Here is a 22,622-nt window from a genome sequence, read left to right on the forward strand (position 1 = left end):
GGAAAAGCGATTCAGCGCACGCCGTTGGCGGCGTCTTCGATGACTTTCGCGACGGCTTCGGGCTGCGAGATGTAGACGGCATGGCTGGCCTTGACCTCGGTGACCTTCGAGCCCGCGCGCTGGTACATCCAGCGCTGCAGATCGGGGCTCAGCGCGCGGTCTTCGGTGGTGAGCACGGCCCAGCTCGGCTTGGTGTGCCAGGCCGCGACGGGCAGGGTGGCGCCGAAGGCGCCGACGCTGGCGGGCACCTGCGAGACAGCCATGAAGTCGGTGCGGTTCTTGCTCAGGTCGCCGGCGAAATCCTCGCCGAATTTCTTCGGATCGAAATACAGGTGCCCGTCGCGCGTCGGCACGATGTCGTTGCTGGGCGAAGGCATCGAGCCGACCACCTGCGACAGGTTCTCGCCCACGTCCGGCTGCACGCCGGCGACATAGACCAGCGCCTTGACCTTGTCGCGGTTGCCGGCTTGCGTGATCACCACGCCGCCGTAGCTGTGGCCGACCAGCACGACCGGCCCGTCCTGGCGGCGGATCAGGTCGGCGACTTCGTCGACGTCGTTGGCCAGCGTGTCGATGCGCGGCTGCGCGACGGTCACGCTGTAGCCCTTGTGGATGAGGATGTCGTGGACGACGCGCCAGCCGGAGCCGTCGACGAACGCGCCGGGCACGATCACGACATTCTTGATCGCCGGGGCAGAGGTCGTGGCGCCGGCCGCGGTGGCGGTACCGGTGGCGATGGCCAAGGCGATGGCGAGGCCGGACAAAGTGCGCATGGTGATATTCCTGGAAGTGGATGGAGGAAGAGGTCGCTGCGCGCCGTCGGCTCAGCGCCGGCGTTGCAGCAAGTCGTCGAGCGACCAGCGGCCGCCGCCGCGTGCGATCAGCGGCAGCAGCAGGCCGGCCCAGGTCAGGTGCGTAGGCCAGGCCAGCGGGTACACGAAGATCTCGATCACCGCGGTCATCGCCAGCAGTGCCAGCGCCGACGCGCGGGTGAACAGGCCGAGCACCAGCAGCGCGGGGAACAGATGCTCCGCGCCGGTGGCGAGCCGCGCAGCCCAGTCCGGCGGGATCAGCGGCAGGGCATACTCGGCGACGAACAGGTCGTAGGTGGACGGCTTGATCGTCATGAAGCCTTCGACCTTGGTGCGGCCGGACTGGAAGAACACCGCGGCGATGCCCAGCCGCGCCACCAGCAGCAGCGCGGCGTCGGGAACGATCCGGACACCGCGCGGCGCGGCCGACGCCGCAGTCACGGCTTCGCCTCCAGCGAGCCGTAGCCCTTGGGCGTCTTGATCGTGGTGCAGGTGCCTTTCTCGACCAGTACCCAGGCATTGCCCTGGTAGTCGGTCTTCGAGGTGCCGGCGCAGGTCGTGCCCGGGCCGGCGGCGCAGTCGTTCTTGCCGGCGAGGGCGACGCCGTAGCATTTCTCCATCGGCTTCTTTGCATCCTCGGCATGAGCCGAGGCGGCGAGGGTGGCGAGGCCGAAAGCGAACATGGCGGCGAGCGAAGCGTGCGTGCGTTGCATGGAAAGGTTTCCCGATGGGTTGGAGGAATGCCTGGAGGAGGGGGGGCCGGACGCGGACGTCAGAGCACGTTGAGCACGACGTCGATGTTTCCGCGCGTCGCCTTGGAATACGGGCAGGTCTGGTGGGCGCCTTCGACGATCTTCCGCGCGAGGTCGGGTTCGATGCCCGGCAGGCTCACGTTGAGGCGCGCCTGCAGGAAGTAGCCGCGCTCGGTGCTGTTGCCCAGGTCGACTTCCGCGTTCACCGCGGTGTCGGCGGGCAGACGCACGCCCAGGCCCTGCGCGGCGAATCCCATCGCGCCGATGAAGCAGGCGGACCAGCCCGCGGCAAACAGCTGCTCGGGATTGGTACCCGTGCCCGAGGTGCCCGGAGGTGACAGCTTGATGTCCAGGCGACCGTCGTCGCTGAGCGATTGGCCGTTGCGGCCGCCGGTGGTGCGGGTCTTGCCGGTATAGAGGACGTTGGTGCTCATGGATGCGTTCCTTAGTGGGCCGTGCCGTCGACGCGACGGGGTTCGTGGCCGGTGGACCAAGGAAACCGCGGCGGCGTATCCCGGCTGTGTCGCCGGGGCGGCCGAAAAGCAACGCAATGTGTAGCCCGGCGCGACCGATACGTTCGGATACAAACGCCCTGGCGCCAGCCGACCGGGCGGCGCCGGCGGTCCGTACATTCGGATACAAAAAGCCCGCGCGCCGGACACGCGCGGGACAAGGCGGGGCGTTCCAATAGGCCTCATGGCGGCGCGGGCGCGCCGCCGCGTTCATCCCGAAGGATTACCCCATGTCGTTGCTTCGCACCGCCGTCGTCCTTGCCGCCCTGGCCGCCGCCAGCGTCGCCGCCTGGCCCGAAGCCTGGCCTTCCGCCACCGCGCAGGAGCGCGTGTCCGGCCCCGCCCCGGAGTTCGCCGGTGCCGGGCGCTGGTTCAATTCGCCGCCGCTGACCCTGGCCGGCCTGCGCGGCAAGGTGGTACTGGTGGAGTTCTGGGCGCGCGAGTGCATCAACTGCATCCATGTGCTGCCCCACACGCGCGAGCTGCACGAGCGCTACGCCGGCGACGGCCTGGTGGTGATCGGCGTACACACGCCCGAGTACGACGAAGAACGCGACCCCGCCGCGCTGCAGGCCGCGATGCGGCAGTACAGGATCGACTGGCCGGTGCTGGCCGACAACGACTACCGGGTGTGGAACGCCTACGGCAACCGCTACTGGCCGGCGCTGTACCTGATCGACCGCGACGGGCGGCTGGTGTACAGCCACTTCGGCGAGGGAAACTACGACGAGACCGAGCGCCGCGTGCGCGCGCTGCTCGGCAAGACCTGATCGCGATCCCGGGGACGGCATGGACCACATCGACAACATCCTGGTCGTCGACGACGACCGCGACATCCGCACGGGCGTGGTGGATTACCTGCGCAAGAACGGCCTGCGCGCGAGCGCAGCGGTGGACGGACGCGACATGTTCGCCCAGCTGGACAGCTCGGCCTTCGACCTGGTGGTGCTGGACATCATGATGCCGGGCGACGACGGCCTAACCCTGTGCCGCACGCTGCGGGCGGGCAAGCACCGCGCGGTGCCGGTCGTGCTGCTCACCGCGCGCGACGACGAGACCGACCGCATCATCGGCCTGGAGATGGGCGCGGACGACTACGTGACGAAGCCGTTCTCGCCGCGCGAGCTGCTGGCGCGCATCAAGAGCGTGATCCGCCGCACCCGCATGCTGCCGCCGAACCTGCGCGTCACCGAGGCGGCCAACCTGCTCGCGTTCGGGCGCTGGCGCCTGGACACTACCGCGCGCCACCTGCTCGACGAGCACGACACCATCGTGCCGCTGAGCGGCGCGGAGTTCCGGCTGCTGCGCGTGTTCCTCGACCATCCGCAGCGCGTGCTGACGCGCGACCAGTTGCTCAACCTCACCCAGGGCCGCGACGCGGAGCTGTTCGACCGCTCGATCGACCTGCTGGTGAGCCGCCTGCGCAACCGCCTCTCCGACAACGCCAAGGACCAGGCCTACATCAAGACCGTGCGCAGCGAAGGCTATGTCTTCTCCATGGCGGTCACCGTGCCCGGGGACGCCGCGTGAACGCGTCCGCCACGTGGACGTCGCGCTGGCTGCCGCGCAGCATGGCGTCGCGCCTGTATCTGATCATCCTCGCCGGGCTGATGCTGGCGCAGGGCCTGTCCCTGGCGCTGACGCTGTACGAGCGCTACGAAAGCACCACCGCGGCGATGCTCAACACAGTGGAGCACGACGTGGCGACTTCGGTGGCGGTGCTGAACCGCCTGCCTGCGGCGGAACGCCCCGCATGGCTCGGCCGCCTGCGGCGCGACAACTACCAGTACCTGCTGGGCGCGGGTGAGGCGGGTTTTCCGTTGTTCTCCGCACGCTCGCACGAAGTCGTGCGGCGTATCGCGAACGAAGTGGGCCCTGCCTTTCGTGTCACCGCCCAGGCGGTATCGCGCGAACCGGAGCGCTACCAGGTGCATTTCACGCTGAGCGATGGCTCCGCGCTCACGCTCGAAGTGACGCCGCGGTTGATGCCGGTCGCCACGTGGCTGCCGCTGGTGCTGGTGCTGCAGGTGCTGACGCTGCTGGTGTGCGCCTGGCTGGCCGTGCGGCTGGCCACGCGCCCGCTCACGCGGCTGGCGCAGGCGGCCGAGGCGATGACCCCGACCGCGGATGGCCCACGATTGGCGGAAGACGGCCCGACCGAAGTGGCGCATGCCGCGGCCGCGTTCAACACCATGCAGGAACGCATCGCGAAGCATCTGAAGGAACGCCTGCACATCCTCGCCTCGATTTCGCACGACCTGCAGACGCCGATCACCCGCATGCGTCTGCGCGTGGAAGCGCTGGACGACGGCGAGGAACGCGAGAAGCTGCTGGGCGACTTGAAAGCCATGGAGCACCTCGTGCGCGAAGGCGTGGCCTACGCGCGCAGCGCGCACGGCGGCGCCGAGACGCCGGTGCGTATCGATGTAGACGCATTCCTGGAAAGCCTGGTCTTCGACTACCAGGACATGGGCCGCCCGGTGACGCTGGCCGCGTCCTCCGGCGGCACGGCGCTGCTGCGCCGGCAGGCCCTGCAGCGCGTGCTGACCAACCTGGTCGACAACGCCATCAAGTACGGCGGCGCGGCCGAAGTCGCCGCGCGGCGCGACGAGCGCGGCGCGCTGTGCATCGCGGTGTCCGACTGCGGGCCGGGTATTCCGGAAGCGGAGCTGGAACAGGTGCTGCAGCCGTTCTATCGCCTGGAAGCCTCGCGCAACCGCGACACCGGCGGCGCCGGCCTGGGGCTGGCCATCGCGGCGCAACTGACGCGTGCCATCGGCGGCACGCTGGTACTCGCCAACCGCGACGGCGGTGGGCTCGTCGCGACCATCACGCTGGCCTGAGCGGTTCGCCGGCCGCTTGCCCATGCCGGGTAGTGGCGGGGCGGTTGCGGGCTCATGGCGTAAAAAGTGGCATCTATGACATTTCGGTCCGCAGTGCCGAGGCCTAAAACGTCGTCATGACGCCGGCATGCCGCTGGCGCGGAGAACCGACATGACGAATCTCGAGCCGGGCACCGCCCTCATTACCGGCGCTTCCTCCGGCATCGGCGCGATCTACGCCGACCGCCTCGCCCGCCGCGGCTACGACCTCATCCTGGTGGCGCGCAACCGCCAGCGCCTGGATGCGCTGGCCCGCCGCCTCACCGACGAGACCGGGCGTTCCATCCAGGTGTTTCCCGCCGATCTGGCGGACCCGGCGGGACAGGCCAGCGTGGAAGCCTTGCTGCGCGGCGACCAGAGCGTATCGATGCTGGTGAACAACGCCGGCTTCGGCGCGGCGTCGCCGTTGCTGCAATCCGATCCCGCGCGGATGGCACAGCTCATCGCGCTCAACATCGGCGCGCTGACCGGCCTGACCTATGCGGCGGTGCCCGGCTTCGTCGAACGCGGCGGCGGCACGGTCATCAATATCGCTTCCATCGTCGCGATCGCGCCGGAACTGCTCAATGGCGTGTACGGCGCCAGCAAGGCGTATGTGCTGGCGCTCAGCCGTTCGCTCCACCACGAGCTGTCGGCCCGCGGCCTGCGCGTGCAGGCCGTGCTGCCGGGCGTCACGGCCACCGAATTCTGGGAGGTCTCCGGCGCGCGGCTCAGCGACCTGCCGCCCGCCATGGTGATGACGGCCGAAGCGATGGTGGACGCGGCGCTGGCCGGCCTGGACCAGGGCGAACTCGTCACTATCCCCTCCTTGCCGGATATCGGCGATTGGGAGGCCTTCGAGGCCGCGCGGCAGAAGTTGCTGCCGAACCTGTCGCGTTCGGAGCCGGCGGCGCGTTACCTCGAGACGGCCTGAGCGCCAAAGCTCGATCGCGTCGCGCGCGCGATGCATCGACCCTTTCGATGCGATCGACGCGATGCGCTCTACGACCGCGCGAGCCGGCGTCGCATGGCGCCGGCTCGTGCCTCAGGCCAGCGCGATGGCCGAGCCCGAAAACGCCACCACCATCTCGTAGCCGCTGGGCGTCGGCGTGATCGGTGCGCCTTCCGCCGTGCCGAACTGGGTAACGCCGACCGGCAGGATGTGCGCCAGGTCGTAATGCCTGCCGCCGAGCTCGAACGGCGCGCTCTCCACCAGCCGCGCGGAAAAGACGTTGGACGCCACCAACGCATGCCCGGCCGCATTGGCGACGGTGGTACCCACCACCACCGAGGTACGGCGGAACGTGGCGATGCGCTCGCCCTGGGCGAAGGAGAACGGGTCGTCGAAGGTGCTGGCCGGCGTGCGCTGCAGGTACAGCGAGAATTCGCCCACCGGGTCGAGCGACATCTTCAGGCCGCCGTTGGACACGCCGCGGGCGGAGAAGGGCGTGGCTGCGAAGGTGAAGCGAGCATTACCTTCGCCCGGCTTCCCGGTGAATAGTTCTTCGTGGTCGATGCCGGCCAGGTGCAGGAAATAGCCGTAGTCGGCGAGGTTGCCGGTTTTCTTATGGTCCAGATAGAAGCGGCCGGTGACGTACCAGGCCAGTTCGGCGGGCAGCAGCATGGGGGTTCCCCTGGGCTTGGATGGATGGGCGGCAGCTCGCCGCCCGCATCAGGCCGGCCGATCATGGTCCGGGCGGGTTCACCCAGCAATAGCCATGCGGCTGCGCTGGCCGTGTTCTCTTTCCGTTACTGCGTTGGCCGCATGCGACCAAAGTGTGGACCGGTTGGGAAACCGGAAATCGCAGGCAGTTGAGCCACTTGAGCGACGAGGAACGATCCCCTATGGTGGGCCGCCGCCGGACATGCGCCGGCGGGGAAGGATCTTCACACCGCTCCCGGTGTGGGCGCGCCGGACCCGCAAGCCGGACGACGTGCGCCATGGCAAGGAACGTATGTCAGGAGTTGCATTCATGAAGATGTTCAGGACGATCGCCCTCCCCCTCACTCTCGCGCTGCTCGCCAACGGCACCGTGGCACTGGCGGCGGACAGCACCAGCCAGGTCATCAAGCGCGACGCGCCCAAGGGCATCTCTGCCGCGTTCTACGCGTGCATCGACAAGGCCGGCTCGGACACCACCGCCAGCGCGGCCTGCCTGATGGACGAGAAGCAGAAGCAGGACGCCCGCCTCAACGCCGCCTACAAGAAGCTGCTCGCCAAGCTCGACAGCAAGGCGAAGGACCAGCTGGTCGCGGCTGAGAGAGCGTGGCTCGATCTGCAGGGCAAGACGGGCCGGCTCGAGACTTCGCTCTACGGCGACGAAACCATTTCCAATCTCCAGCTCACGCAGAACGAGATCTTCCGCCTCTGCGAGCGCGCCAACGAACTGGAAAAGTACCTGTCCCTCGCGGACGACCAATAAACCCACACTTAAACCCGCCCACTCGTTTCTTCACGGAGGAAGACCATGTCAGGACCCAATACGCACGACGCCGACGCGCTTTCCGGCGCCATCTATTTCGCCGTCGGACGCGGCACCGAGGGCGGCCCGTCCTCGTACCACCTCTCCATCGCCGGCGTCACGTCCGGCACGTCCGACCCGAACTGGGGCAAGGCGGACAAGATCGTCGCCGACAGCGGCTACTCGCTCGGCACCATCCAGGTGGACCTCGGCAAGCGCGGCACCTGGGCGCTGGGCTCGATCGACGGTTCCGCGCCGAAGGCCGGCGAAACCACGTATGTGGACGGCATCATCGACCAGTCCGAGAAGTACGCGAAGGACCACGGCCTGAAGTTCACCCAGGACAAGGCGCAGCTGCGCGCGGACCTGCTCACCCACGGCAACGGCGAGAACGGCCGCACCACGCTGTCCTTCATCAACAAGGACACGCGCGACAGCATCAATGCCTGGGCGTCCTCGGAAGACGGCCAGAAGTGGATCCACAAGAACGTCGACTATCCGCAGATCAAGAACGCGACGCAGTCGGCGATGGACATGCTCGACAAGTACGGGAAGAACATCCCCGAAGACCATCGTCTGGAAACCATCGCCATCCTGGCGAAGACGGAAAACCAGATGCCGTCGCAGATGAAGAAGTTCGAGAAGGTCCTGAAGGACGGCGGCGATTACGACGACGTCCTGGCCAAGGCGAACGAGATCAAGGGCAAGTACGCCTACTACGACGGCCCGAAGGCCGCCGCGATGGCCGCGGAATACAAGCAGGCCTTCGACGATCCCCAGAAGGCCGCCGCACTCGAGCGCGCCCAGACCAAGGTGAGCGATGCCAACTTCAACCCGGCCAAGGCCGGCGACGACGCGGACGTCAAGGAAGCCCTGAAGGCCATCGGCCAGGGCGGCCGCGCGCACGGCGGGCACGGTGCGCTGAAGCAGGGCGCGCACGGCGACGAGGTCACCAAGCTGCAGACGGACCTGGCCAAGCTCGGCTACACCGATGCCCACGGCCGCCCGCTTAAGCCGGACGGCGACTTCGGCCCGGGTACCAAGGCGGCGGTCGAGAAGTTCCAGCACGACCATCACATGAAGGAAGACGGCGTTGCCGGTCCGAAGACGCTGGAAGCGCTGAAGAAGGCCGCGCATCCGCAGGTGAGCCTGGCCGATCCCCACAACCCCGGCCATGCGATGTACGACCAGGCGCTGCAGAACGTCCGCGCCATCGATGCCGCGCGCGGCCGTGCCTCGGACAAGATGACCGAGAACTTCGCCGGCTCGCTGGCGGCGTCCGCCCGCACGCACGGCCTGGACCGCATCGACCACGTCGTGCTGAGCGACGACGGCCGCCGCGCCTACGCCGTGCAGGGCGAGCTGAACTCGCCGTTCAAGCGGATCGCCGAAGTGGACGTAGCGCAGTCGGTGGCCAAGCCGCTGGAGCAGAGCAGCACCGAATTCCAGCGCGCCGCACAGCAACCGCAGCAACCCGGCCAGGCTCCGCCGCAGCAGCACCAGCAACCGCCGCAGACGCCGCAGCACGAGCCGCAGAGCATGCATCGATAACGATGGCCGGAGGCACCTACTCCGGTCGTTGCTGCAAGGAATTAGAGAGGCAGTCACCGAGGCGCCGCGAACCGGCGCCTCTTTTTTGCCCTAGGCCGGCGTGCGCAACATCGCGTGCAATGGGGGGAAGGATGCGCGACGTCGCCGCCGCGAAAATCGCGGGCGTGCCGCGCGGCCGCCGCCGAGAACGCGGGCTGCATGCGGCGGCAGATAGCCTGGGCGGATGTCTTCCGCCGAGACATGGCGCGGTTGGCAGCCGTCCTGCGCAACCGGGAATGGGCACGCCCATTCCCGGTCTTCGCTTGCGGGGCTAGAGCGAGAATCGCAACGCCGTGGCGCGCCGTTCGACCAGGCCCATGGCGGGCTGGTCCTGCAGGCGCAGGTCGTGCAGCTCGTACGGCGGAGCCAGGCCGCGCAGGCTGGCGGGATCGAAGCGCAGATGCAGTTCGCCGTTGCCTGCTTCCAGCCATGCCGCCGACTGCGCGTATGCGGCGGGCAGAACCGCGCCTTCGGCGTTGCGGCCGTACAGCACGCCGGACACCGCATAGCGGCTGCCGCTCTGCACGTCGACGCTGAACGCGATATCGATACCGCCGTCCGTCGCGCGCCGCGGCTCGGCGGTACCGACGAAGCGTGCATCCGGCACCGCGACCGCGAAGGTGGTGGTGACGTTGCGCCGCACTTCGCGTCCGCTGGCATCGGTGCCGGTGACGATGCTCTGCGCTTCCCACAGGCCGGGAACGGCCGCCTGCTTCGCCGGGCTGGCGATCGCGACGAAACCGCCGCCGGCCTGCCGGCGATAGCGCAGCGGCGTGGTCTCGCCGTCGGGCGAACGCAGCACGCCGGTGGCTTCGCCCAGCGCGCGCGGCTGCGCGCCATCGCGCAGGTTCACGGACACCTGGAGACTGCCGCCAAGCAGCAGCTCAGGCCGGTCGGCCTGCGCTTCCACCACCAGCGGGCTCTGCGGCTCGTACACGTATACGACGTAGCGTCCACGCGCCGTGGCGGCCTGCAGTGTGGTACGGCCGGCGCCCAGGTCCGGACGCAGCTGGAGCGCAAGCGAGGCGTCCGTGGCGTCCATGCCGGCGGCCTGCAGTTGCGCCGCATCGGCGACGTGGCGCGTGGCCGTGCGCCCGTCGAACTGCTTGCCGCCGATCTGCAGGCGCATGTCCGCCGCCTGTATCCGCGCGCTGCCCTGGCCGGGACTGAGGCGGATGATCGCGCCGGGTGCGGTGGTCGAAAGCTCCACGCCGCGCTGCAGTTCGGTGTCGCTCACTTCGCGCCAGTATTCGCGGCTTTCGCGGCGCACCGGTTGCGGCGCGGCGTCGAGCGGGTCGGCGGGGTTGAGGGCCCAGCTCACCTGGATCGGCTGCCGTTCTTCATGCACCTGGGGCGCGGCCGGCGAGAGGCGACTGGACACCGTCGCGGCGGGGCTGGCGATGCGGGCGTGGACCAGGGTGGGAACGAGATCGCCGGCCTGCGGCGGCAGCAGGCTCTGCGAAGCGGCGAAGGCGGTCAGCGGAAGGGCGCCGGCGAAGAGCGCCAGCGTCAAGAGTCGAATGCGCATGGCGGCTTATCCCTTGAGGTCGTTGGCGAGGATGGTCTGCAGCCCGAAGCAGGCGCGGCGGCTCTGGTTGTGGTTGAGCACGGCGCCGCCGCTGGTGCGCTGCGTATCGCGGAACCACACGGAACCCGCGGCCGAGGCGCTGCTGCACTCGATGAAGCCGTCGGAGCAGCTGTCCAGCCAATTCTGCGTGATCTCCAGGCCCACGCTCTGCGCATAACCGCCGCAGTAGCTGTCGCCGTCCCAGACGGCCGAGGTGACGTCGGTGCCCACCACGCTGCGGAAAGTGACCGGAAGCGCGGGGCGGCCGGCGGTGCCCAGCAGGTTCTGCTGGTTGTAGGTGGCCATCCAGCCGACCTGCTGCATGCGCACCGCGTCGTTCTGGTAGCCGAGCAGCCAGCCCAGCGACGACTCGAACACGTTGCCGTTGATCACCGCGTCGGCCAGCGGCGTGCCGGCGCTGGATGGCGCGATGGCGTTCACCCGCACGATGCGGCGGATGATGTTCGGATAGCGCGCGTCGTAGGTCGGGTTGGAGAGAATCCAGCGCATCACGTTGCCGCCGTTGGAATGCGTGATGACGATGAGGCGGTCGATATTGCGCGCGTTAATGAAATCGGTGAGCTGCTGCGCCAGGCAGCCGGCTGCGCGGTTGTCCCACATGTACTGGGTGAAGTCGCAATTGACCACCAGCAGGTTCTGGCTGTCGGTCAGGCCGGCGCGCACGCCGTCGACCATCGCCGATTGCCAGTAATCGTTGGCCGCATCGGTCTGCTGGCCGGTGCCGTGCACCAGGGCGACACCGGTGGCTGCGTGGGCCGTGGCGCAGGCCAGGCCCAGGATCAGGCTTCCCATGATTGAACGTCGCACGTGCTCTTCCCTCCATAGTGAGCGCACGGCGGACGCCATGCGCGGATGAGGCGCGCGTGCGGGACGAGTCGGCTCGTCGGGAACGGCGCGCCGCGACCGGGCGTGCATGGAGGGAGACGCCCAGCGATGCCCGGCATCGGCATCCATGCGGCCGAAGGCTTAGCCGGTCGAAATCTAGTGGCCGAATGCGCTTCGTTTCTGTGAAGCGGCGCGGCTATCTCGGTTGCAGACAGGTTTCACCCGCGCGGCTGCGCGGCGCGGCGTGATGAAGTCGTGAGCGTGCGGGCGATGGCGTTTCGAACGTTTCGAACGACAGCCGCGCTTCACCCGCGCCTTTCGCGAAGCGGCGGCGATCGTGGCGCCGCCGGCCCGGAGACGTAGCGATTGCCGGGCACACTCCAGCGCCACGGCAAATCCTTCGCGACGCTGATACCGATACGCGGACTGCCCACGAGGCCTTCGGGCGGCGCCACGCCGTCGTCGAGGACGGTGAATCCCTCGGCGGCGGCGACCAGATCGATGCCGTCCTGCGCGCCGTCGATCCCCATGGCCTGGGTCAATCGCGCCGGGCCGCGGCACAGATCGCGATCGATCGCCGTGCGCGGACGTGCCGCGCGCATCAGCGCCAGTCCATGCACCGGCTCCAGCGCGCGGATGAGTACGGCGACGCCGGTGCCCTCGGGGCCGCACACGCAGTTGCAGCACCAGTGCATGCCATAGGTGAAATAGACATACAGATGGCCGGGTGGACCGAACATGGTCGCGTTGCGCGCGGTCTTGCCGCGGTAGGTGTGCGCCGCGGGATCGATGGCACCCGCATAGGCTTCCACTTCCACGATGCGTCCGGCGCGGCCGTCTGCCGCCGCGAGCACCTTGTTGAGCAGCAGCGGCGCCACCGTGATGGAGGGCCGGTCGAAGAAGACGCGCGGCAGCGGCGTGCCGGGCCAGGCGATGGCCGGTGTCTTCTTACGCGCCATGCCGGAACGCCTGCATGCCCGCTGCGTATCGGGCGGCGAGAGCGGCGCCGGAGTACGCCTCCTGGCCGGTGATTTCCTCGCCCACGAACTCCGGCGGCGCATAGTCCGCCGCCTCCTGTTCGGAGGCGAACTCGATCTCGAACACGGCAAGAGACAGCGGCGAGGGATAGAGATCGATGGCGCCGCGTTCCACGGCGTAACGCTGTTTCACCACCCGCGCGCCGGGCAGCGCGCAGAACACCTGATATTCCTCCGGCGAAAGATAGATGTTCGTGATCGGCTGCGACGATGCGCCGGCGCGGCCGTACTTCTTGCCAAGCTTGTGGATCACCGTGCCGTCGGGTGCGCGGATGCTGCGCAGGCGCAGCCGCGTGCCGTCGAGGTAGGTGTCTTCGATGACGCGACAGGGCAGGGTGGCCAGCTCGGCCGGAGACGGAGCGGGAACGAGCCAACGCCGCTCGATTTCCATCAGGGAGTATCTGGGCGGTTGCATGTCGGCCATGCCGGATCATGGGAGGAGGGGCAGACTATAGTGCCTGCCTCGCACCGGGCATGTCTTCGGCGCATCCGCCGGCCGTCACTTCCGCACGCTGGGCTTCGCTGCTATAGAGCGGCGGAATGCGCGAGGTTCACGGCATGCAGAACCCACATGGTTTCCGCTCGGCACGCACGGGGATCGAACGCCTGCCGCCGGGCTATGCGCTGCCCAGGCACCAGCATGCCGAGGCCTATGCCACCGTGTTGTTGCGCGGTGCCTTCGAACAGTGCAGCTACGCCGGACGCATGCGCATCCGGACGGGCGACGTGCTGGTGCAGCCGACGCTGGACTGTCATGCGGACCGCATGCTCAGTGCCGGACTGACCGTGCTGCGCCTGCCCTGGCCACGCGAGGAAGGATGCGGCGGTGTGTATGCCGGCTGCGACGTGGACCTGATCGCCAGGCTGGCGGAGCGGGACGTGGCCGAGGCGTCGGTGGCGTTGCGCGAACATCTTGCAGGCAGGCCGTGGTCGCCCGCGCTGTCCGAAGACCCGGCCGACGCGCTCGCCGCGGCGCTGATGGCGCCCGAGGTGGTCGCCATCGGCGACTGGGCCGAGGAGGCGGGCTTTGCCCGCGAAACGATGTCGCGCGGCTTCGGCCGCCTGTTCGGCGTGCCGCCGAGCCGCTTTCGCGCGGACTGGCGTGCGCGCGCCGCATGGCTGCGCATCACCGGCGGCAGCGAACCGCTGGCCTCGATCGCGGACCTCTGTGGTTTCGCCGACCAGGCGCACATGACGCGTGCCGTGCGCCGGTTGACCGGTGCGCCACCGGCGGCCTGGCGACGAGAGTCACATTCGTTCAAGACCGGCAGCGGAAACGACGGCAGGCTGGCGGAATGATCACGCTACTGCTGACCCTCGCCATGGCCGGTCCCGCCGCGGACTCCCTCGAAACCACGCTGCGCGCCAAGGACCAGGCCCTGCTCGACGCCATCGCGCCCGGCGATCGCGCCTTGTGGGAGCGCACCCTGACCAAGGACGCCGTCTACGTCGACGAGAACGGGACGATCATGGATCGCCAGGCCTTTCTCGCGTCGCTGGTGCCGCTGCCGCACGGCGTCACCGGTTCCATCGCGATCACCGACTATCGTGTGCAAGCCCACGGCGACAGCGCCTTCGTCATTCACCGTGACGAGGAGCGCGAGTCCTTCCACGGACAGGCGCTGCTGGCGCATTACCTGATGACCGAGAGCTGGCGTCGCGAAGCGGGCGAATGGAAGCTGGCCTCGGCGCACGTCTACGTGGTCAACGACGATCCGCCGGCGGTGGCATTGCCAGCCGCCAGGCTCGCGGAGTACGCGGGCCGCTACGAGGCCGCGCCGGACCTGCACTACGTCGTGCGCGTCGGCGATGGCCGTCTGATGGGCGGGACCGAAGGGGGCACCATGCAGCCGTTGCTGGCGGAAACCGCCGACGTGCTTTTCCTCAAGGGGCAGCCGCGCAAGCGGTTCGTCTTCCAGCGGGACGGGCAGGGCAGGATCGTGGCCTTCGCCATGCGGCGCGAAGGCCACGACGTGCGCTGGATGAAGTTGCCCTAGCGGTGCCCTGGCCGCGTCCGGCCTCGCTTCCGCGCTGCCGGCGTGGGTGGCGTTCGGGAGTTTTTTTCGCGAGCGTGTCGATTTCCGGCCGTTCCATTCGTCGTCTTATGGCAAACCGGCGAAGCCGGCCCGGACGAGGAGACGGACGATGCGTGTGATGGTGTTGGTGAAAGCCACTGAGTACAGCGAAAAGAACCCCTTCGCCCCCACTCCCGAAAATCTCGCGATGCTCGAGGCGATGGGCAAGTTCAACGAGGAACTGATCAAGGCCGGCGTCATGCGCGGGGGCGATGGCCTGCGGCCCTCCTCGGAGGGCAAGCGCGTGGCCTTCGATGGCCCCGGGCGCGTGGTGATCGACGGGCCCTTCGCGGAAACCAAGGAGCTGGTCGCCGGCTTCTGGCTGTGGGAAGTGAAGGACATGGACGAGGCGGTCGCGTGGGTCAAGCGCTGCCCCAACCCCATGCCGGGGCCGAGCGAGATCGAGATCCGGCCGCTGTACGAGATGGCCGATTTCCAATGAGCGCACCATGAGGCGCGGCGCCGCGTGACGTCGCGCGGCGCCGTTGCCGCGAGGCGTATGCAGCGGCACCGTGGGGTCTTTCACGAACTCACTGCGCGCGGCGGCGAGCGAGCAGTGGCGACGTTCGCGTCGTCCGCGCAAGCGTGCACGATTCGCAGGTCTTCACGGCAGCCCGCTGCAAGTTCGCGCAGGCTTCGTTATGTGAACGGTCGCCGCACGTGCGCGGGATCGACGATCGCGGACACATAAATTTGTTGTTCGTTGGGGATACTTGGCGACTGCCACGCCCGGTGGCGGTCATTCGAGAGCCGCGTATGCCTATCCGCAACCTCCGTATCGGCGCAACGCGAACTGGCGCCCCGCACGATCTGCCGCCCACACGCGCCGCCGGATTCCGCTTGGGCATCGGTGCCCTCCTGGCGGTTGCGCCTTGCGCGGCCGCGCTCGCGCAAAGCCAGCCCTTCACGGCCTCCGGCTCGGCCAATCAGGTGGCGGTCGCCCGCGCCTTGCAGTCCTTGCCCACGCGCAGCGCGCTGCGGACGTCCCTGCAGAGCCAATGGCCGGCCGATCCGTCCAGCGCGGGCGCCGGCTATGACCGCCTATCCGGTGAAATCCATGCCGCGGTCGGCACGCAGATGATCCAGGACAGCCATTTCGCGCGCGACGCGGCGTTCGCCAGGCTTTCCTGCGCGGCCGGCTGCGCCGACGGCAGCCACCTGTGGGCGCAGGCGGATGGCGGCTGGAGCCACCAGGGCAGCGACGGCAATGCCGGCGCGGTCACGCGCGACGTGGGCGGCGTGATGGGTGGCGTCGATACGTTGGTCTTCGCCGACCGCTGGCGCGTGGGCCTGCTGTTCGGCTACGACCATGCGTCGCTCGATGCCGACAGCCGCTACTCCACCGCCAGCGTGCACAACACCACGTACGGCGCCTATGCGGGCACGCAGTGGGATGCCTTCACGCTGAAGTTCGGCGCGGCGTACATGCGCCATCACATCGTCACGGACCGCTCCGTGCAGGTGCCCGGACTGGCGGCTTCCAGTCTCGGCACCGACTATTACGGGCACACCGCCCAGGCCTTCGCGGAGCTGGGCTACGGCATGCACTGGGGCCGCATCCAGTGGCAGCCCTATCTGCAACTGGCCGGCCTGCGGCAGAACATCGAGGCGTTCCGCGAAGCCGGCGGGCCGGCCGCGCTGGCGGGCAGCAGTCACAAAGCCGACGTGACCTATTCGACCCTGGGCGTGCACATCGTGGCCGACAGCTTCCAGCTGGGCACGGTGGCGGTGAATGCGCGGGCCGGTCTCGGCTGGCGACACGCCACGGGCGATGTCGATGTCGGCCATACCCTCGCCTTCCGCGCGGGCGGCACGGCATACGACCTGCATGGGCTGGTCGTGAGCCGCAACGTCGGCGTGCTCGACGCCGGCCTGGATTTCACCCTGGCGCCCAATGCCGTGTTCTCGCTGAGCTACAACGGCCAGGCCGGCAGCCAGCGTTTCGTGGATCAGGATCTGACGGCAGCGATGTCCGTGCGCTTCTGACGCGGCCCCAGAGAAAGCCCCGCGCTGGATGCGCGGGGCGAAGACGAAGCCGCTGTCCGGTTCGAATCGATCGTGCGTGTCGGTCAGCCACCCTGCGACGTTGCGCCTGCGCAGGGTGCGCTGCCGTTGCGCATCGCATGGAATTCGATGGACAGGCCCAGGTCGTCCTGCGTGGGCGCGAGGACGGATTCGCCGGACAAGCCGCGATACGTGGCCAGTTTGCGCTCATAGCCGCGCTCGGCCCAGCGCTGCGCGCGCCCCAGGTCGGCCACCGCGAAACTCACGCCGAGAATGCGCGGGCCGCCGTTCGCCATGGTCTGCGCGGCCAGGCCCGCGCCGTCGGGCTGCAGCGCGAGCAGCGCGGTTGGCCCGACCGGCACGCAGAATCCTTTCGCGCCGACCTCGGGCAGCTTCACCGGCACCGCGTGGCCGAAGCCCATCTTCTCCAGCTGCAGGCGATCGGCGTCGGCATCGGCCGAGACCAGCCAGATCGACGAAAGCGCACGCGCGCCGTTGGGATGTTCGCGCGTCGCGCGATAGTCGCCGGCGTTGGACGGATCGAATTGGTCGGGCGCGTAATCGTTCGCGTAATCGATGAAGAAGGTGTTGCTCGACAACGGCGCGCGATCGAACGCGAACAGGCGCCAGCCCGGCTTGGCGCTGTCGGGGCCGGCGAAGAACGGCGTGACGGCGTAGTGCTGCGCTTGCAGCGCGCCGCGAATGGCGTCGAGCGACGAAGAACGGAAGCCGAAGGTGCGCGAGCCCGGTCCGCCTTTCAGCGCCTGCTGGTCTTCCTTCGTGCCGGGGTCGAAGGCAGGGTCGGGCTTGGTGATGCCGAGCAGCTCGATGAAGCTGGTATCGGCGAACCGGATGTAGCGATTCGCCACGCCGCCGGGATCGCGCCCGGGCCGGACCTGGAAGCCCAGCTTCACCGCCATGACGGAGGTGACCTGATCGATGCCGCGTCCCCACAGCAGGACGTGGTCGAGGCGGGTGGTCGCGGCTTGCGCCGCCGGTGCCGGAGCGGCGGCCTGCGCGGCTCCCAGGCCGAGCAGCCATGCCGTCATGAACAGGATGGAGCGCATGTGGATCCTTGCGTGAAAGAGGGGCAGGGGAGTTCGCATCGGCGCGTGCCTGCGCGGTCATCGCCGAAGCGTTTTTTAGGGGCGGTCGCAGGCCGCCCGCAAGGACAATTTCCGGACAAAAAAAGCCAAGTGCCGCAGCCGTCGTGCAGCGATGCCGCGCATATCCGCTACTCGCGATCAGGCGCCGGCGCTGCGGCGCAACGACTGCGGCGAGGTGCCGAAGGCGCGCACGAAGGCGCGGCGCATGCGGCTGGAATCGCCGAAGCCGGTCGAGGCGGCGATGTGATCCAGGTGCAGATGGCTGGTTTCGACGGCCACGCGCGCTGCTTCCAGCCGCAAGCCTTCGACGACTTTCGCCGGCGTTGCGCCGATCTCCGCCGCGAAGGCGCGCGCGAAGTTGCGCGGGCTCATCGACGCGCGCTCGGCCAGCCGCTCGACCGTCATGGGTTCGGCGAGGCGTGCGCGCATCCAGCCGATCAATTCGCCGAAGCGTCCGGTCTTGCCGCCTTGTTCCACCAGCACGGAGTACTGCGATTGCCCGACGTGCCGACGCTGGTGCACGACCAGTTGCTGCGCAGCGCGCCGCGCGATGCCCGGGCCGAGATCGTCCTCGACCAGCGCCAGGGCCAGGTCGATGCCGGCGGAAATGCCGGCCGAGGTCCACAGGTCGCCGTCCCTGACGAACATGCGCTCGGCATCCAGCCGCACTTGCGGATAGAGCTGCCGGAAGCGTTCGGCTGCCGCCCAGTGCGTGGTGGCGCGCCGGCCGTCGAGCAGCCCGGCGTGCGCCAGGAAGAAGGCACCGGAACAGACCCCGGCTGCGCGCCGCCACGCCTCGCCGCGCAGCCAGGCCATGACGCGCTCCTGGTTCTGTTCCACTTGGCCGAGGTTGCCGCCCGCGACGATCACCGTATCGAAACGCCGCGCTTCCAGCGGTTCCGCCGCCAGGCACACGCCGGAGGAACTGCGCACGACGCCGCCTTCCGGCGCCAGCACGCTGATCGCGTAACTGTCCGGCCGGAACCGCTCCGCCATCTCGAACACGGCGACCGGACCGGCGGCGTCCAGCAACTGGAATCCCGGAAAAACAACGATGGCGATCTCGCGTCGCATGGTGGCCGCTGGTCGATGGGGTGGCGGGAAAACTGGCCTAGGAGCCGATGGGCGTCAAGGCCGTCGAGCACGGTCGAGTTCGCTGGCTGGCTGCACCGTGCGTGCATGAAAGAACCATCCGCGCAGCCTCGTTTCTGTCGCCCCGAAAGCCGGCTTGTTATCGAAGCATTTTGCGTCGCAGCGTGACAGCTCGCCTGTTCGGGGTCTTAATTTCGCGCCAGGGGATTTGGATCGATCCAAGTCTTGGATGCGTTTTCTGGCCGATTGGCGGCGTGGAACCCATCGAGACCGGGACGACCGGGGAGGGAGCGTCGGTCGCGCCATCGGGCGCGCCTGGATGCTGCTGCTTCCCGCCAGACAGGTGGAGGGAGTGGGAAGCCGCCGTATGAAAGCAGAATCCGCCCGCGTTTCCGTTCCGGCAGGCCCGCGTGTCCGCGCGTCCGGCCTCGTTCTTTGGCCCTGCTCCGGCGATGCCATCGCTCACCGCAGGCCGCACCACCCGACCCAGGTTCCAGCGACCGCCTGCAGGCGCCTTTGAGGCGGCGACGCCGATAAGCCGAGGCCGGTTGGCCACCCAGTGTTTGGATCGATCCAGTGTCCGAGTCGATCCGGTGTTCGATCCAGTTTTGAGGGAGGACGTCCGCAGTCATAGCTCGCCCATCTGCAGCACGTGAACGAACGGGGATCACCGCGCCGGTGCAAGCGGCGCACATCACGTAGGGGAATCAACCGAAATGACTTACCTGCCACACATGTTGACGCGCAAGCCGCTGTGCGCCGCGCTCGCCCTGGCCACCTTGTCGCTGGGCGGCAGCCTGATCGTGCCCGCGCCCGCTTTCGCACAGACCGCCGCAGCCGCGGCCACCCCGGCGTCGTCGCCGGCACAAACCTCCGATGCCCAGAACGCCACCGGCGAGGAAGCACAGAAGAAGGGGAAGCCCGGCGACAAGAACCCCACGACCTTGCAGACGGTCGTGGTCACCAGCTACCGGCAGTCGATCGACCAGAACGTCCAGGACAAGCGCGACTCCAATTCGATCGTCGAAGTGATCAACGCGCAGAACATCGCGCAGTTCCCCGCCAAGAACATCGCGGACGCGCTGGCGCACGTGCCGGGCGTGGTCATCAGCCGCGAGTCGGGCGAAGGCAAGACGGTGAGCATCCGCGGCCTCGCCCCCGAGCTGACGCTGACCCAGTTGAACGGCAACTACGTGGCGTCTGCCGATACGTCGGCGGGTCTCTCGCGTTCGTTCAACTACACGCTGTTCCCGGCCAACATGTTCTCGGACATCAAGCTCTACAAGAGCCTCGAGGCGCGCCTGGACGAAGGCGGCATCGGCGGCAACGTCGATCTGCGCACGCGCCGTCCGCTGGAGATGGACGCGAACGAAGGTTTCGTCTCCGGTACCGCCGCGAGTTCCGATACCAGCTCGAAGACGGAGCCGCAGGGTTCCGCGCTGTGGTCGTGGAAGAACAAGGATGAAACCTTCGGCATCCTTCTCGCCGGCGCCTACCAGAAGCGTCAGGCCACCACGTACGAAGCCGATGCGACGAGCTGGCACTGGTGGTCGGACAACTGTACGGACCACGTGACCTGCACCCAGCCGCCGGTGGACGTCAACGGCAGGCCGTATCCCTCGGCGGTCAACAACAATATCGACCTGTGGGGCAACGGCGTGGTCGACCAGTCCGGCAGGGTCTACAACGGCTACTGGATGCCGCAGCAGTTCGCCACCAGCCGCAACGACCTGACCCTGAAGACCAAGGGCGCCCAGGCCACGATGCAGTTCAAGGCGAGCGACCACTTCCTGTTGACCGGTAATTACTTCCGCTTCCAGCGCGAGCAGAACCAGATCACCAACACGCTGGAAATCCCCGAGTGGGGCCTGCCGAACAACAGCAACTACGCCGACCAGAACGGCCGCCTGCTCGCGCCCAACGGCCTGACCTTCGACAAGTCCGGCACCGTCGTCACCGGTGCCAACTACGTGCTGCCGCCCAAGGGCGTCGGCTGCAACTCGGCGGTGAACCCGGTCACTGGCGCGCCGCGCCAGGCGGTGGACGTGTGCTCGACGGAAATCCCGTGGCTCAACGGCAACTACTCCGTGGAGAAGGCCACCTCGCAGACCCTCAACCTGGAAGGCGAGTGGGATAACGGCGGCAGCCTGAGCGGTTCGTTCAACGTCGGCCGCACCTGGGCCAAGGGCGGCCCCTCGATCGAACTCGGCATGGCGGCCAAGCCGCGCAACTTCGTCAATGGCCAGTGGGTGGATGGCAGCACCGGTGCGGCGTGGAACTTCAACGGCAAGCCGGGCATCGTCGCCGATCAGTCCGTGCTGCAGAACATGCTCGCCGGCGCCGGTCAGGTCGACCTCGGTTCGACCGGTTCCAACATGGTGAACACCCGCACCTCGCAGAACTTCGCGCAGGCGGACTTCACCTGGGCGTTCGATTCCTCGTGGATGCAGTCGCTGCAGTTCGGCGCCAAGTACAGCGACGCCAATGCCGAGCAGCAGAGCAACGAAGTGCGCTGGTACTGCAAGGGCACCACCTCGCAGTTCCAGACCTGCGATCCGAACGCGGGCCAGCTGCCGGCCAGCTTCCTGTTGCCGACCTACCTCAATGGCGCGAACCACGCCTACGAGGACAGCATCTTCCCTGCGATCAACTTCCCGGCGTACTACAACCACCTCAACTCCACCTACGACCGGGTGCTCTACAACAAGCCGCAGAACAAATCGTCGATCGGCGAGAAGATCGCGGCGGCCTACGTGCAGGCGAACTTCGACACCGGCACCCTGCGCGGCAACGTCGGCGTGCGCTTCGTCACCACGAAGCAGGAGCTCACCGTCGCCAACCAGGTCACCACCAACAACGCGGTGTACTACCACGACCCGGCGGGCAACATCCTCATCTGCCCGGCCTCGGGCGTGAACGCGGGCGGCGGTGCGTGCGCTCCGGGTGACTTCCAGTACCTTCCGCGCGAAGTGTCGGTGATCGAGAACTTCAACAACTCGACCACCAACAAGCGCTACAACAAGTTCCTGCCGAGCTTCAACATCGCGTGGACGATCGCGGAAGACTTCGTCCTGCGCGCCGCCGGCTCGCAGGCGCTGGCCCGCGCCAATTACACCGACCTGGCCCAGCTCGGCCAGCTGACCAACAACACCCAGGAGTACTACAACGACCGCAAGCAGTTCGGCGCGCCGCTGCCGGGTTGGTACGGTTCCGGTGCCAATGCCGAGCTGAAGCCGTTCACGGCTACGCAGTTCGACCTCGCCGGCGAGTGGTACTACGCGCCTCACGGCGTGGTCGGCATCGACCTGTTCCAGAAGAAAGTGAAGAACTTCGTCGTCCCGGTCACCGTCAACAACATCGACGTGAACGTGGGCGGTACCCAGACGAACTTCCGCCAGTACAGCACCAATGCCAACGGCCGCTCTGGCACGTCGAAGGGCATCGAGCTCTACGCGCAGCACACCTGGGACTCGGGCTTCGGTTACATCGTCAACTACACGCTCAACAAGACCAACGAAACCGCGGTGTCGCTGGGCGATACGCAGGTGGGCAAGGCCGAGCTGATCGGCAGCGCGAAGTACGCGGCGAACGTCTCGCTGTTCTACGAAAAGAACGGCCTGCTGCTGCGTGCCAGCGAGAACTGGACGGGCCGCACCATGGAGGGCTTGACCGCGGGCTTGCCGATCTACGCACAGCCGTACCACCAGATCGATCTGAACGGCGACTACGAGATCAACAAGCACTTCATGATCACGGCGTCGATCATCAACTTCAACAAGGCGACGCCGCACACCTACCTGGGTGGCGACACGCGCGCGCGCCTGGTCCAGTTGATGTATCCGGGCCGGCAGTACTACCTGGGCGTGACCTACAAGTTCGGTGGTGCCAGCAACAGGTAAGCCAACG

The 22,622-nt window shown here is 68.0% G+C and carries 22 protein-coding genes; 11 read left to right on the forward strand and 11 right to left on the reverse strand.

The features are described from left to right. Window positions 1-11 precede the first annotated feature (11 nt). From RKE25_RS07725 to RKE25_RS07740, 4 genes are read right to left on the reverse strand one after another with little or no spacing between them, the layout of a single operon-like run. A complete protein-coding gene (locus RKE25_RS07725; RefSeq protein WP_311841658.1) occupies window positions 12-773 on the reverse strand; it encodes an alpha/beta hydrolase in 762 nt (253 codons plus the stop codon). A gap of 51 nt (window positions 774-824) precedes the next feature. Beyond that, complete coding sequence (locus tag RKE25_RS07730) at window positions 825-1,253, reverse strand: DoxX family protein (RefSeq protein WP_311841659.1); 429 nt, start codon at window positions 1,251-1,253, stop codon at window positions 825-827. Next, window positions 1,250-1,525, reverse strand: coding sequence for a DUF2282 domain-containing protein (locus tag RKE25_RS07735; protein ID WP_311841660.1), 276 nt, complete (start codon window positions 1,523-1,525; stop codon window positions 1,250-1,252). The genes RKE25_RS07730 and RKE25_RS07735 overlap by 4 nt, the downstream gene beginning before the upstream one ends. A 59-nt stretch (window positions 1,526-1,584) precedes the next feature. Next, a complete protein-coding gene (locus RKE25_RS07740; RefSeq protein WP_311841661.1) occupies window positions 1,585-1,998 on the reverse strand; it encodes an organic hydroperoxide resistance protein in 414 nt (137 codons plus the stop codon). Between the two features lie 308 nt (window positions 1,999-2,306). Here RKE25_RS07740 and RKE25_RS07745 point away from each other — a divergent pair, with 308 nt between their 5' ends. The 4 genes from RKE25_RS07745 to RKE25_RS07760 all read left to right on the forward strand — a co-directional run bounded on the left by RKE25_RS07745 (window position 2,307) and on the right by RKE25_RS07760 (window position 5,871). Beyond that, window positions 2,307-2,846 (forward strand): redoxin domain-containing protein, encoded by a 540-nt coding sequence (locus RKE25_RS07745; RefSeq protein WP_311841662.1) that lies wholly within the window; start codon window positions 2,307-2,309, stop codon window positions 2,844-2,846. 19 nt (window positions 2,847-2,865) lie between these two features. Continuing rightward, window positions 2,866-3,606: a response regulator transcription factor gene (locus RKE25_RS07750; protein WP_311841663.1), complete on the forward strand. Its 741-nt coding sequence runs from the start codon at window positions 2,866-2,868 to the stop codon at window positions 3,604-3,606. Beyond that, on the forward strand, window positions 3,603-4,919 hold the full coding sequence (locus RKE25_RS07755; protein ID WP_311841664.1) for a HAMP domain-containing sensor histidine kinase: 1,317 nt from the start codon (window positions 3,603-3,605) through the stop codon (window positions 4,917-4,919). The genes RKE25_RS07750 and RKE25_RS07755 overlap by 4 nt, the downstream gene beginning before the upstream one ends. A gap of 151 nt (window positions 4,920-5,070) precedes the next feature. Then, window positions 5,071-5,871 (forward strand): SDR family oxidoreductase, encoded by an 801-nt coding sequence (locus RKE25_RS07760; protein WP_311841665.1) that lies wholly within the window; start codon window positions 5,071-5,073, stop codon window positions 5,869-5,871. A gap of 111 nt (window positions 5,872-5,982) precedes the next feature. On the opposite strand, the gene RKE25_RS07765 is transcribed toward RKE25_RS07760, so the two are convergent. After that, window positions 5,983-6,561 (reverse strand): hypothetical protein, encoded by a 579-nt coding sequence (locus RKE25_RS07765; RefSeq protein ID WP_311841666.1) that lies wholly within the window; start codon window positions 6,559-6,561, stop codon window positions 5,983-5,985. A gap of 349 nt (window positions 6,562-6,910) precedes the next feature. Between RKE25_RS07765 and RKE25_RS07770 the strand changes: the two genes are divergently transcribed. Both RKE25_RS07770 and RKE25_RS07775 read left to right on the forward strand, forming a co-directional pair. After that, window positions 6,911-7,360 (forward strand): lysozyme inhibitor LprI family protein, encoded by a 450-nt coding sequence (locus RKE25_RS07770; protein ID WP_311841667.1) that lies wholly within the window; start codon window positions 6,911-6,913, stop codon window positions 7,358-7,360. 45 nt (window positions 7,361-7,405) lie between these two features. Next, window positions 7,406-8,950, forward strand: a complete 1,545-nt coding sequence (locus tag RKE25_RS07775) for a peptidoglycan-binding domain-containing protein (RefSeq protein WP_311841668.1) — start codon at window positions 7,406-7,408, stop codon at window positions 8,948-8,950. A 310-nt stretch (window positions 8,951-9,260) separates the two neighbouring features. Here the strand turns inward: RKE25_RS07775 and RKE25_RS07780 are convergent, their stop codons facing one another. The 4 genes from RKE25_RS07780 to RKE25_RS07795 form a co-directional block, all read right to left on the reverse strand. Beyond that, on the reverse strand, window positions 9,261-10,517 hold the full coding sequence (locus tag RKE25_RS07780) for a DUF4785 domain-containing protein (RefSeq protein ID WP_311841669.1): 1,257 nt from the start codon (window positions 10,515-10,517) through the stop codon (window positions 9,261-9,263). Window positions 10,518-10,523: 6 nt separating this feature from the next. Then, complete coding sequence (locus RKE25_RS07785; RefSeq protein WP_311842355.1) at window positions 10,524-11,369, reverse strand: hypothetical protein; 846 nt, start codon at window positions 11,367-11,369, stop codon at window positions 10,524-10,526. A gap of 338 nt (window positions 11,370-11,707) precedes the next feature. Next, window positions 11,708-12,361 carry a DNA-3-methyladenine glycosylase gene (locus tag RKE25_RS07790; RefSeq protein ID WP_311841670.1) on the reverse strand — a complete coding sequence of 218 codons (654 nt, stop codon included), beginning with the start codon at window positions 12,359-12,361 and terminating at the stop codon, window positions 11,708-11,710. Further along, complete coding sequence (locus RKE25_RS07795) at window positions 12,351-12,854, reverse strand: hypothetical protein (RefSeq protein ID WP_311841671.1); 504 nt, start codon at window positions 12,852-12,854, stop codon at window positions 12,351-12,353. Before RKE25_RS07795 ends, RKE25_RS07790 begins: the two co-directional genes overlap by 11 nt. A 143-nt stretch (window positions 12,855-12,997) precedes the next feature. On the opposite strand from RKE25_RS07795, the gene RKE25_RS07800 reads away from it, so the two are divergent. The 4 genes from RKE25_RS07800 to RKE25_RS07815 all read left to right on the forward strand — a co-directional run bounded on the left by RKE25_RS07800 (window position 12,998) and on the right by RKE25_RS07815 (window position 16,500). Continuing rightward, on the forward strand, window positions 12,998-13,738 hold the full coding sequence (locus RKE25_RS07800; protein ID WP_311841672.1) for an AraC family transcriptional regulator: 741 nt from the start codon (window positions 12,998-13,000) through the stop codon (window positions 13,736-13,738). Then, entirely contained in the window at window positions 13,735-14,436 is a 702-nt protein-coding gene (locus tag RKE25_RS07805; protein WP_311841673.1) for a DUF4440 domain-containing protein, read from the forward strand. The genes RKE25_RS07800 and RKE25_RS07805 overlap by 4 nt, the downstream gene beginning before the upstream one ends. A 148-nt stretch (window positions 14,437-14,584) precedes the next feature. Next, the gene (locus RKE25_RS07810) at window positions 14,585-14,956 is read left to right on the forward strand and encodes a YciI family protein (protein WP_311841674.1); all 372 of its coding nucleotides are present in this window, start codon (window positions 14,585-14,587) and stop codon (window positions 14,954-14,956) included. Between the two features lie 398 nt (window positions 14,957-15,354). Beyond that, window positions 15,355-16,500, forward strand: coding sequence for an autotransporter domain-containing protein (locus RKE25_RS07815; RefSeq protein ID WP_311841675.1), 1,146 nt, complete (start codon window positions 15,355-15,357; stop codon window positions 16,498-16,500). An 83-nt stretch (window positions 16,501-16,583) separates the two neighbouring features. Here the strand turns inward: RKE25_RS07815 and RKE25_RS07820 are convergent, their stop codons facing one another. Beyond that, window positions 16,584-17,585, reverse strand: a complete 1,002-nt coding sequence (locus RKE25_RS07820; RefSeq protein ID WP_311841676.1) for a VOC family protein — start codon at window positions 17,583-17,585, stop codon at window positions 16,584-16,586. Window positions 17,586-17,762: 177 nt separating this feature from the next. Further along, on the reverse strand, window positions 17,763-18,698 hold the full coding sequence (locus RKE25_RS07825; protein WP_311841677.1) for a GlxA family transcriptional regulator: 936 nt from the start codon (window positions 18,696-18,698) through the stop codon (window positions 17,763-17,765). A gap of 734 nt (window positions 18,699-19,432) precedes the next feature. Between RKE25_RS07825 and RKE25_RS07830 the strand changes: the two genes are divergently transcribed. Beyond that, window positions 19,433-22,615 (forward strand): TonB-dependent receptor, encoded by a 3,183-nt coding sequence (locus RKE25_RS07830; protein ID WP_311841678.1) that lies wholly within the window; start codon window positions 19,433-19,435, stop codon window positions 22,613-22,615. Window positions 22,616-22,622: the final 7 nt, after the last annotated feature.

Origin of the sequence: Dyella sp. BiH032 (genome assembly GCF_031954525.1) — a bacterium.
Classification (GTDB): Bacteria; Pseudomonadota; Gammaproteobacteria; order Xanthomonadales; family Rhodanobacteraceae; genus Dyella_D.